General features: G+C 43.3%; 7 protein-coding genes. 6 read left to right on the top strand and 1 reads right to left on the bottom strand.

The genetic code is table 11. The features are described 5' to 3' along the window. Positions 1-49: 49 nt before the first annotated feature. From ACLOAU_RS14035 to ACLOAU_RS14015, 5 genes are all read left to right on the top strand, one after another. Positions 50-1,195, top strand: a complete 1,146-nt coding sequence (locus ACLOAU_RS14035) for an acyl-CoA dehydrogenase family protein (protein ID WP_427862500.1) — start codon at positions 50-52, stop codon at positions 1,193-1,195. 102 nt (positions 1,196-1,297) lie between these two features. Continuing rightward, the gene (locus tag ACLOAU_RS14030) at positions 1,298-2,176 is read left to right on the top strand and encodes a hydroxymethylglutaryl-CoA lyase-like TIM-barrel protein (RefSeq protein WP_427862499.1); all 879 of its coding nucleotides are present in this window, start codon (positions 1,298-1,300) and stop codon (positions 2,174-2,176) included. Between the two features lie 18 nt (positions 2,177-2,194). Further along, the gene (locus ACLOAU_RS14025) at positions 2,195-2,887 is read left to right on the top strand and encodes a CoA transferase subunit A (RefSeq protein WP_427862498.1); all 693 of its coding nucleotides are present in this window, start codon (positions 2,195-2,197) and stop codon (positions 2,885-2,887) included. Positions 2,888-2,981: 94 nt separating this feature from the next. Next, positions 2,982-3,347 (top strand): four helix bundle protein, encoded by a 366-nt coding sequence (locus ACLOAU_RS14020; RefSeq protein WP_427862497.1) that lies wholly within the window; start codon positions 2,982-2,984, stop codon positions 3,345-3,347. A 43-nt stretch (positions 3,348-3,390) separates the two neighbouring features. After that, positions 3,391-4,047 carry a CoA transferase subunit B gene (locus ACLOAU_RS14015; protein ID WP_427862496.1) on the top strand — a complete coding sequence of 219 codons (657 nt, stop codon included), beginning with the start codon at positions 3,391-3,393 and terminating at the stop codon, positions 4,045-4,047. Between the two features lie 150 nt (positions 4,048-4,197). On the opposite strand, the gene ACLOAU_RS14010 is transcribed toward ACLOAU_RS14015, so the two are convergent. Further along, positions 4,198-5,046 (bottom strand): phosphodiester glycosidase family protein, encoded by an 849-nt coding sequence (locus ACLOAU_RS14010; RefSeq protein WP_427862495.1) that lies wholly within the window; start codon positions 5,044-5,046, stop codon positions 4,198-4,200. Positions 5,047-5,361: 315 nt separating this feature from the next. Here ACLOAU_RS14010 and ACLOAU_RS14005 point away from each other — a divergent pair, with 315 nt between their 5' ends. Then, the gene (locus ACLOAU_RS14005; RefSeq protein ID WP_427862494.1) at positions 5,362-11,523 is read left to right on the top strand and encodes an alpha-2-macroglobulin family protein; all 6,162 of its coding nucleotides are present in this window, start codon (positions 5,362-5,364) and stop codon (positions 11,521-11,523) included. Positions 11,524-11,613 lie beyond the last annotated feature (90 nt).

Raw genomic sequence — 11,613 nt, 5'->3', positions numbered from 1 at the left:
CATCAAGATAGAGGCCACCCTGTTGAAACAATAAAAACAAAATTGCTATATGGATTTTAATTTAAATGAAGAACATGTACAGTTACGCAGTATGGTACGTGAGTTTGCAGAAAAAAAGATCAAACCCCTGGCACAGGAGCTGGATGAAAAAGAATCGTTCTCCTACGAGCTTACCCGGCAAATGGGTGAGTTGGGTTTGCTAGGTATTTATTTGCCGGACCAATATGGCGGTGCAGGCATGGACTATTTGGCTTATATTATCGCTGTAGAAGAGATAGCCCGTGTAGACGGCTCGCAGGCTGCAACACTCGCCGCGCATAATTCACTGGGCATCGGCCCTATCTATAATTATGGCACAGAAGAACAGAAGTTGAAATACCTGCCACAACTGTGCACCGGCAACGCATTGTGGAGTTTCGGTCTTACAGAGCCTGAAGCTGGTAGTGACTCCAGGGCATCGAAAACCACAGCACGCCTGGATGGCAACGATTGGGTAATCAACGGAAGTAAAATATTTATCACCAACGGATCGGTGGATATCAATATAGGCACCACCGTTCAGGCAGTCACCCATGAGTCTGCCGGGAAAAAGGAATTCACTACTATCATTGTTGAAAGAGATGCACCCGGCTTTAGCCAGCAGGCCATGCATGGCAAAATGATGTGGAGGGCAAGCGACACCTCACAATTATTCTTTGATGATTGCAGGGTACCCAAAGAAAACGTATTGGGTGAACCCGGACAAGGTTCCAGGATCATGCTGCAAACATTAGATGCCGGCAGGCTTAGCATCGCCGCTATGGGACTGGGTTGCGCCCAGGGTGCCTACGAGCTGGCCCTGGCCTACGCACAGGAGCGTAAACAATTCGGGAAAACCATATCACAGTTCCAGGCCATTTCATTTAAACTGGCGGATATGGCCATGAAAATAGAGCTGGCGCGAACTTTTTTATATAAAGCCTGTTGGTTAAAAGATACAAAGCAACCTTTCACTAAAGAAGCAGCAATGGCTAAATTATATTGCTCGGAAATTGCCAAAGAAGTAGCCGATGCAGCCGTGCAGGTACATGGCGGTTATGGACTAATGAAAGAATACAACGTAGAACGCTTTTATCGCGACCAGCGGTTATTGCAGATCGGTGAAGGAACTTCTGAAATACAAAGAATGGTAATTGCCAAGCAGATCGGATGTTGAGCAAAGTTGACTAGTTGATTGGTTAAAAAGTTGAATGGTTGGTGACCCATAGTATAGGGTTCATCGATTCAGGAAAAATATTTCATACTATGAACATTATTTATGAGCAATGAACAACTAAAAATAACAGAGAGCCCACGTGATGCGCAACAAGGCTTACCTTTTACGATACCGGTAGAGACAAGGGCAGCTTATATCAATGAATTAATGCTGGCAGGGTTTGATGTAATTGATTTCGGCAGCTTCGTATCAACCAAAGCAGTTCCACAGATGGCGCATAGCGACGAAGTACTCAAGCTGATTGACAAATCAAAATCCGCTACGCAGCTACTGGCTATTGTTGGAAATACCCGCGGAGCTGAAGAAGCCTGCACTTCTGCCCAACTGGATATCATAGGTTTCCCCTACTCTATCAGCAATACTTTCCTCGAAAGAAATATCAATTCGTCAATCGCGAAGGTTGATGAAACGGCTGCCGCCATTGGCAAAATATGCAGCAACCAACAAAAAGCCTATCGCGTTTTTGTTAGTATGGCTTTCGGCAACCCATATGGAGATAGCTGGAATATAGCACTGGTAAAGGATTGCGTTGAGAAGCTTGCCAGTAGCGGCGTTCAAACTATTACCCTTTCGGATACCATCGGACTGGCAACTGCAACATCCATCCGGGAAATATTTGAAACCCTTATGCCTTTATATCCCGGTATAGAAATCGGGTTGCATATACATACTCAACAGCATAACTGGCGGGAAAAGATTGATGCTGCCTGGAAAGCAGGTTGTAGAAGTTACGACGGGGTAATAAACGGCATCGGCGGTTGCCCCATGACAGGTTACGAACTATTGGGCAACCTCAACACATTAGACCTGTTATCGTATCTGGAAGAAGAGCATATCGCACATCACCTGGATGAAGCTCTAATAAAAGACATTGCTTTCCGATACGGAACCTTTAGTAACAATGATAACCATTCAATATAAAAAATCACAAAAGGCACTATGAATAAAGTAGTATCCAACGCAGCAGAAGCCATTGAAGGTATCATAGATGGTATGACCCTTTTAGTAGGCGGTTTCGGCCTTTGCGGTATACCCGAAAACTGTATTGCGGCATTAGTCAATAGTGGCGTTAAACAACTCACCTGCATCAGCAATAATGCCGGCGTTGATGATTTTGGCCTCGGCCTGCTCTTACAAAAAAGGCAGGTTAAGAAAATGATCTCTTCTTATGTAGGTGAAAATGCTGAGTTTGAAAGACAGCTATTGGCAGGAGAACTGGAAGTAGAACTGATACCACAAGGCACCCTGGCTGAGCGCTGTAGGGCCGGTGGAGCGGGCATTCCGGCCTTTTACGTGCCTGCGGGCTATGGAACGGAGGTAGCGGAAGGAAAAGAGATCAGGGAGTTCAACGGCAAGCCCCATTTATTAGAGCATGCTATTACCGGCGACTTCGCCATCATTAAAGCATGGAAGGGCGATACGCATGGTAACCTGATATACAGGGCCACGGCCAACAACTTCAATCAACCCATGGCCATGGCTGGAAAGATCACCATTGCTGAAGTAGAAGAATTAGTACCTGCCGGCACACTTGATCCCGCACAAATTCATACACCCGGCATTTTCGTTCAAAGAATTTTTGAAGGGAAGAATTATGAGAAAAGGATTGAGAAGCTGACGGAGAAAAGTTAGTGGGGAGTTAGCTAGTGGCAAGTAGGAAATGGTCAGTGGATAGTGGGGCAAAAAACTAAGCGTTAAAAATATCACATGTCATAAAACACCAGCTATGTTACAATTATCACACAAAAATTTACAGGTATACCAATTTTCTCTAAAATTAGTAAAAGAAGTATACCAGCATACTAAAGCTTATCCAAAGGAAGAGCAATATGTATTAGTCAGCCAAATTCGTAGAGCCGCCATTTCTGTTTGCAGTAATATTGCAGAAGGTGCAGCAAGAATATCCAAACATGAGAAAAAAAGGTTTTATGAAATATCCAGAAGTTCCTTGGTAGAGGTCGACACTCAGATCGAAATATCGTTGATTTTGGATTATATCAAAAAAGATAAAATAAACCAGTTAGAAGTCTATCTGGAAGCGACATTTAAGATGCTTAGCAAAATGATGAACAACCTATGTGCGACAAAATAACTCCACTCGCCACTTACTATTAACCACTAGCATAAACATGAAAATGGGCCTCACAAAAGAACAAATAGCACAACGCATAGCCAGGGAATTGCAGGACGGCTACTATGTAAACTTAGGGATCGGTATCCCCACTTTGGTTGCGAATTATATCCCCGAAGGAATTGAAGTAGTGTTACAATCAGAAAACGGTATGTTAGGTATGGGCGCTTTTCCCGAAAAGGGACATGCAGACCCCGACCTGATCAATGCGGGTAAACAAACCGTAACAATACAACCCGGAGGTGTTTTCTTTGATTCGGCTACTTCTTTTGCGATGATCAGAGGCGGACATGTAGACCTTACCGTATTGGGTGCTTTCGAGGTAACGGATACCGGTGATATTGCCAGCTGGAAGATACCGGGCAAAATGGTAAAAGGAATGGGGGGCGCTATGGACCTGGTAGCTGCGGCAAAAAATATAATTGTAGCCATGCAGCACACCAGTAAAGACGGGCAATCAAAACTTTTGAAAACATGCACTTTACCACTAACAGGTGTGGGATGCGTAAAGAAAGTAGTTACAGATTTAGCGGTGCTGGATATTACCGAAGAAGGATTTGTACTACTGGAAATAGCGCCTGGCGTAAGCGTGGAAGATATTCAAAAAGCTACTGAAGGGCGGTTGGTAATAAAAGGAGCAGTTCCAGAAATGCAATTCTGAACCCATTATAACCACACCAACCGGCACTAATGTATACCTTAATTTAACCGCTAGGACCAAAGTTTCTTTGGACATCTATTCCCTTTTTCTTTGCGCCATAGCGGCCTGGCGGTTAAGGTGACGACTAAACTGAAAATTACATTTCATACCCTATTTAAAATACAGGATATTTGCCACTTTCCGCTCCCCTTCATGATCCCATTTCCTGTTATCTGTTGGATAATTCACAATACCTTCGCCGTTTACCCACAAGGCCGACGAGCCACCGCCATCAAAATTAATAGCACTCACACAACCCAGCCAACGCATCACTTTTGTCAGCTCAAATAAATTCATTCCCTGCGAATTGGCATTTCTTCCATCTACCACCAGCATAATCACATGCCCTTTTTTGGTGATTCCCATACAGGTTCGGGGATGCCTGGCAGTGTTAAAACCAGCAGAATCGAGTTTTTCTTCCTGCCGGTTAAAAATAAGCAAAGGACCATTCAGCATAACATCGGGCTCTTTCAGCCATTCTTCCCAATTCACCAGGCCATCCCATTTTTTTATTTCCGGGATACCATTGGCGGCTATTACTACTGCTGCTTTCTGATGAAAATCGGGTTTTTCGTTAGCCGCCTTACGATTCACATTAATAATACGTCCCTGCACCTTCGTAAAATCGACCGCGCCCCCGTTCTTTACATCAAAAAAATTACCATTTACTGCAGCTAATGGCTTTACTTCCCCTGCAAAATCACTGACCGTTCTTAGCTTTTGGGGCTCCGCGGCAATATGGAATTGATGCCGCCTGCTCCGTTTTACCAATACATAGCTAATATGCTGGTTAGCGTTAAAAAGATTCTTATTGTTAAAATGATATCGGTATAACTTTGCCTTGCGGTCAATCTTCTTTCCCTTCCAGTTGGCGCTTGCAAAGCTCACAGAATCGTAATACTGAGCACTGGTTATAGTAGTCATGAACAGCAGGCTCAACAGGGCAATAAAAGATTTCATGTCGCTAATTTAGTTATGTTCGACGTATATTGAAGTCCGGGACACCGTGCTATTGCAGCACACTAACACGGGAAGATACAAACTGGCATTAATTTTACGAAAATACGGTCTTTCTTTATGTAGTTTCACTATGCTCGGCATCATAATAGCTATTGCAGGCACAGTATTTAACGAAAACATAATGAGTAGTTGAGATATCGGTAAAAAAATAAAATGAATGAAAGTTGCTTATTGTAATGTTTTTGCGTCATAGCAGCGCGAGGAGTATTGTTTCTCCCAAAAAAAGGCAATAACCAGCCGGTAAACTAAGTACAAATGAAAATTTTAAAAATAACAGCTGTTTTAACAGTTTTAATTGTCATACTCCAAATGAGGACTAACGCACAGGTAAAAAATTATGAGGCTGACTGGAAAACCGTAGAAGACCATATAGCTAAAGGGTTACCTGCTTCTGCTCTTGAAGCCGTAAAAAAAATATATGCCAGGGCAAAAACGGAAAAGCAGGAGGCCCAGTTAGTAAAGGCCATTGTTTACATGACTCAACTACAGCAGGAAAACCGGGAGGAAAATCCCGTTCAGCGTATTAAAGAAATCGAAAAAGAACTTCAGGGAAGTAAAGAACCGGTAAGTTCTTTACTTAACAGCTACCTGGCAGGCATTTACCAGCAATACTTTGCTACGAACCGGTACAAATTGTACAACAGAACCAATACCGAAGATTTTAAAAAGGAAGATGTTGCTACCTGGACCATTGATGATTTTCATAAAAAAATCAGTGCACTTTACCTGCTTTCGCTGAACAATAAAGAATTATTGCAAAAAACCAAACTGGCAACTTTCGACGCGATTATTATAAAAGGAAATGCCCGGTCACTACGCCCTACACTGTATGACCTGTTGGCCCATCAGGCACTTCAGTACTTTAAAAATGACGAGCGCGATATCACTAAACCAGCATATAGCTTTGAGATCAACGATCCCGGTGCTCTGAGCCCTGCTGCTACATTCGCAAAAATAAATTTCACAACCAGCGACTCGCTGTCACTGCAGCAAAAAGCACTAACGGTCTTCCAGTATTTAATTCAATTCCATTTAAATGATACCGATCCCAGCGCCTTGATCGATGTAGACATCGAAAGGCTACAATATGTTCATTCAAAGATGTTATTAAAAACATCTTCCGGCACCATCAATGTCATGGATGGGCCAAAAGGTTTGGAAGGAAAAGAATTACTTTACTACAATGCGCTGCAGCAGCTTGTTTCAAAGTATAATAATGCGCCCGAGGTGAACCAGGCCCGTTTCCTGCTGGCGACCATACATCAGCAAAGAGGCAGTCAGTATGATCCTAACGGAGACACCACTTACCGTTACGAACTGGTAAAAGCCAAAGAGCTCACCGATAAAATACTGGATCAGAAAAAGGAGAATGAAGGTTGGGTGAATGCCTATAACCTGAATAAAGATCTCGTTCAGCCTTATTTCCTGTTCCAGGTTGAACGGGTAAACATTCCCGATGCGCCTTTCAGGATGCTGGTCAATTTCAAAAATGTAAACAAGCTGTATTGGCGGATCATACCTGTCACTCCTTCTCTGAAAGCAATCGTTAGCAATGAGCGGGGTGACAATAATTATTGGGATAAACTACTGGCCGCAAAGGCTCAAAAAACATGGGAACAACCCTTACCGCTCAACGATGATCTGCAAACGCATGCTACCGAAATTAAAGCAGATGGTTTACCAACCGGCGAATACTTTATTGTGGCTTCGTTAAACAACGATTTTTCTACCACCAATAATATACTGGCGGCGCGCCTTACTTATATATCCAATATCAGTTTCGTAAACCGCAATACCGACTTCTTTGTCCTTGACAGGAATAGTGGCCAGCCTTTATCTACTGCCACAGTACAAGTGTATAAAAAAGCTTACGACTATAAAACCTCTACCTATAGCAAACAGAAATCAGAAGTTTATATCACAGACAAAAACGGGTATTTTAAATTGAGTAATGCTGCCATAAAAGAACAAGGAGGATCCAACCTGCTATTTGAAATAAAATATGCCAATGACAAGCTGTTCATAGAAGATGAAGTCTACTATTATTTTAATGCTTTAAATACGCAAAACGAAAAGAAATTCAGAACTTCTGTTTTCCTTTTTACAGACAGGAGCATTTACCGGCCGGGGCAGACCCTACACTTCAAAGGCATTGCGGTTAACAGGAGAACAGACATGACCGAGCCATCTGTTCAAACAGCTTATAAAACTACACTCACGCTTACGGATGCCAATAATCAAAAGGTTACAGACCTTCAGGTTTCCACCAACGAGTATGGCTCTTTTAACGGAAAATTCGTGTTGCCACAAACCGGCCTTAACGGCATTTATTACCTGCGTACCAGTGACGGCACCGGTAATGCAAATGTGCGCATGGAAGAATACAAACGACCTAAGTTTTACGTGGATTTTGAAAAAGTGAAAGATGCCTATAAAGTAAACGAAGACGTGAAGATCACAGGGTTTGCCAAAGCTTATGCCGGCAATAATATCGACGGCGCGAAGGTAAAGTACCGCGTGGTTAGGGAAGCCCGATTCCCTTACCCCTGGTTATTCTGGAGAGGCTATTTCCCCAGGTCAGAATCGATGGAAATTACGAATGGAGAAATACAAACTGATAATGACGGTAAATTCAATATCAGCTTCAAGGCTATTCCTGACGCAAAACTGGATACTAAACTGGACCCTGTTTTTGACTACCGCATTTATGCCGATGTTACAGATATCAACGGAGAAACAAGAAGTAATTCTGAAATGGTATCTGCGGGATATAAATCTTTATTGCTTACCACATCCATACCGGCAAAACTTGCTACTGACAGTTTAAATAAGGTATTCATCAGAACAGAGAACATGTCCGGCGTTTTTCAAAAAGCAACGATACGGATAAAAGTCACCCGTTTAAATCCTGAGCAGAGACTATTAAGACCCCGTTACTGGGAAAAGCCAGACCAGTTTATACTGAGCAAAGAACAGTATATACAACAGTTCCCCAACGATATTTATAACAATGAGGATGATCCAAAAACCTGGGCAAAGGCAGCGACTATAACAGAGCAGTCAGGACCATCAGACTCAACCGGCATTTTTGCATTAAGCTCATTTAAATATCAACCCGGTTATTATACCATAGAGATCAGTACAAAAGACAAAGACGGCAACGATGTAAAAGATGTGCAGTATATCGAATTGTTTGACGCGAAAAAGCCTGAACCCGTTTATCCGCAATACTTATACAGCATCGCTCCCAGGGTAGTAGAGCCTGGAGAAAAAGCCACAACACAGATTGCTACTTCTGCTAGTAAGGTTTTTTTAATACAGCATATTGACAGGAACACCCAGTCATTTTCTTTTCATCAGCTGGATAAAAACAGTCGCAACTTCGACATTACAGCTACGGAACAAGACCGCGGAGGCATTTCAAATAGTTACCTGTTTGTAAAAAACAACCGCATCTTCCAGGCCGATCACATGATCATAGTACCCTGGACCAACAAACAATTGGATATTGAATACAGCAGCTTCAGAGATAAAACCCTGCCGGGTGCAGAAGAAAAATGGAGTGTAAAGATATCCGGCCATAAAAAGGAAAAGGTGGCTGCTGAACTCCTGGCCAGCATGTATGATGCATCGCTGGACCAGTTCAACCCACACCAGTGGAATACGCCCTATATCTGGCGTAACCATTACAGCAATTATGCCTGGACGGGTAACACCAACTTTGGTCACCTGCAGGCCCGCATGCAAAATAGCCTCCAATGGGAACGTAAAACTTTCGACAGGCAATACGACAAGCTTTATTGGGATAATGGTTTGGATAATGGCTGGGGAGGTGCTATTGGGTTGGCCGGTGCGATACCATCAGTACGCGTAAAAAGCAGGGTGAATAACGATGCATTAGAGGAAGTAGCTGTAGTTGGCTACGGCACACAAAGGAAACAATCTGTCACCGGCGCTGTAGCTAACATGTCCGCTGATGCTATTGCTGCTGCCCCTGCTGTTTTGGAGCAGCAAAGTAAGCAAGCATTACCAGCAACCGCAGATAACAGTGCGGCAACTGTCCGTACCAATTTCAACGAGACAGCCTTTTTCTTTCCTGATCTGAAAACGGACAAAGAAGGCAATATCAGTTTCTCATTCACGATGCCCGAAGCGCTTACCAAATGGAAGTTCCAGGCATTGACACATACCAAAGATCTCGCCCTGGGTTATAGCAGCAGGGAGATTATTACCCAAAAAGACTTAATGGTTCAGCCCAACCCACCACGCTTTTTGAGAGAAGGTGATAAAATGGAATTCAGCAGTAAAGTGGTTAATCTTTCTGGTAAGGAAATAACAGGTATTGCTACACTGCAATTGTTTGATGCGGCTACTAACGAACCCATGGACGGATGGTTTAAAAATGTGGTAGATAAACAGTACTTCACTATTGGGGCAGGTCAGAGCCAGGCCATACAGTTCCCGATAGAAGTACCTTACCAATTTAACAAAGCGCTTACCTGGCGCATCATTGCTAAGGCCAGTGACGGTTCGGTTTCTGATGGTGAGGAAAATATGCTGCCGGTATTAACCAACCGCATGTTGGTTACAGAATCTTTACCGCTTCATATGCGTGGCAGCGGTACCCAAAATTTCCGCTTTGACAAGTTGCTCAATAGCGGTAGTAGCGAAACCTTAACCAACCAGGCGTTGACCGTTGAGTATACATCTAACCCTGTATGGAACGCTGTACAGGCGCTGCCTTACATGATGCAATATCCTTACGAATGTGCTGAGCAAACATGGAATCGCTATTATGCTAATTCGCTGGCAACTGTGGTAGCGAATAGTTCTCCCAAAATCAAACAGGTATTGGAGCAATGGCGTACGGAAGATACCGCCGCTTTATTAAGTAATCTTCAAAAAAATGAAGAGCTCAAATCGGTATTGCTGGAAGAAACACCCTGGGTACTGGCTGCTAAAAATGAAGCGCAGCAAAAGAAAAACGTGGCGGTGTTATTTGACCTGATGCGTATGAGTGGCGAGCAAACTAAAGCTTACGAAAAACTAAGGCAATTACAAAGTCCTAATGGCGGATTTGTATGGTTTAAAGGAGGAGCCGACGACCGCTATATGACTCAATATATTGTAACAGGTATCGGTCATCTTAAAAGACTAAAAGCCGTTTCAGGCTTACAGGAGGCTAACTTGAACCGGTTGGTTCAGGCAGCGATCCCCTACCTGGATAATAAGATCAAAGAAGAATATGAGCAGTTGTTGAAATCCAAAACAAACCTGAAAGAATACGTTCCTTCGTATTATGTAATCCAGTATTTATATATGCGTAGCTTTTTCCCTCAAAATAAAATATCGGAGCCGGCATTGAAAGCGGTGAATTATTTTAAAGAGCGCGCCAAACAAACCTGGACTAAGCAAAACAAGTATATGCAGGGTATGATCGCACTTTCCGGCCACCGTGAGAATGACCTGGTGACACCAAAATCGATCCTTAAATCTTTAAAAGAAACCGCCATCCGTAATGAAGAACAAGGTATGTATTACAAAGATGCAGCCCGCAGCTGGTGGTGGTACGAAGCGCCGGTTGAAAGACAGGCACTACTGATTGAAGCGTTTGAGGAAGCCGGAAAAGATGCTGCAACAGCAGACGATTTAAGAACCTGGTTATTAAAAAACAAACAAACCAATAACTGGGAAAGCACGAAAGCCACTGCTGAAGCTTGTTACGCACTGTTGTTACGCGGCACCAACTGGCTCAGCAGTACAACGGATGTCAGCATTGACCTAGGTGGTACAGCGATCAGCAGCAGGGAAAACAAGGCCGAGGCCGGCACCGGTTATTTTAAAACAATCATCGAAGGAAGTAAGGTTCGCCCGGCAATGGGCAATATTGCATTAACCGTGAAACAATCAGATGCCATTTCTACGCTACCCACCTGGGGAAGCGTGTACTGGCAGTATTTTGAAGACCTCGATAAAATCACGACGGCGGCAACGCCTTTGCAATTAAGCAAAAAATTATTTATCGAGAAGAACACGGCAACGGGTCCGGTACTGACTCCTGTTAACGAAGGCGGTCAAATAAAAGTAGGTGATAAGGTAAAAGTACGTATTGAATTAAGAGTAGACCGCGATATGGAATATGTGCACATGAAAGACATGCGGGCATCGTCTTTCGAGCCTGTAAATGTATTGAGCCAGTATAAATGGCAGGGAGGATTGGGTTATTATGAAACCACCAAAGACGCCAGTACTAATTTTTTCTTCAGCTATCTTCGAAAAGGAACTTATGTATTCGAATATGCTTTGTTTGCACAGCTACCTGGCAACTACAGCAATGGCATTACCAGTATTCAATGTATGTATGCGCCGGAGTTCAGTTCGCATAGTGAGGGAGTTAGAGTGAATGTTGAAAAGTAATCATACAGAGACCCGCAAAAATTGCGGGTCTTTTTTTAGTCTGCCAAATCCTAGCGCGTTCATGCGTTTAAGTATTTCCCCAGACAGTAT

The sequence above is a fragment of the Paraniabella aurantiaca genome, from assembly GCF_050309965.1.
Lineage (GTDB): Bacteria > Bacteroidota > Bacteroidia > Chitinophagales > Chitinophagaceae > Niabella.
This window is presented reverse-complemented; position numbering and strand designations above follow the sequence as displayed.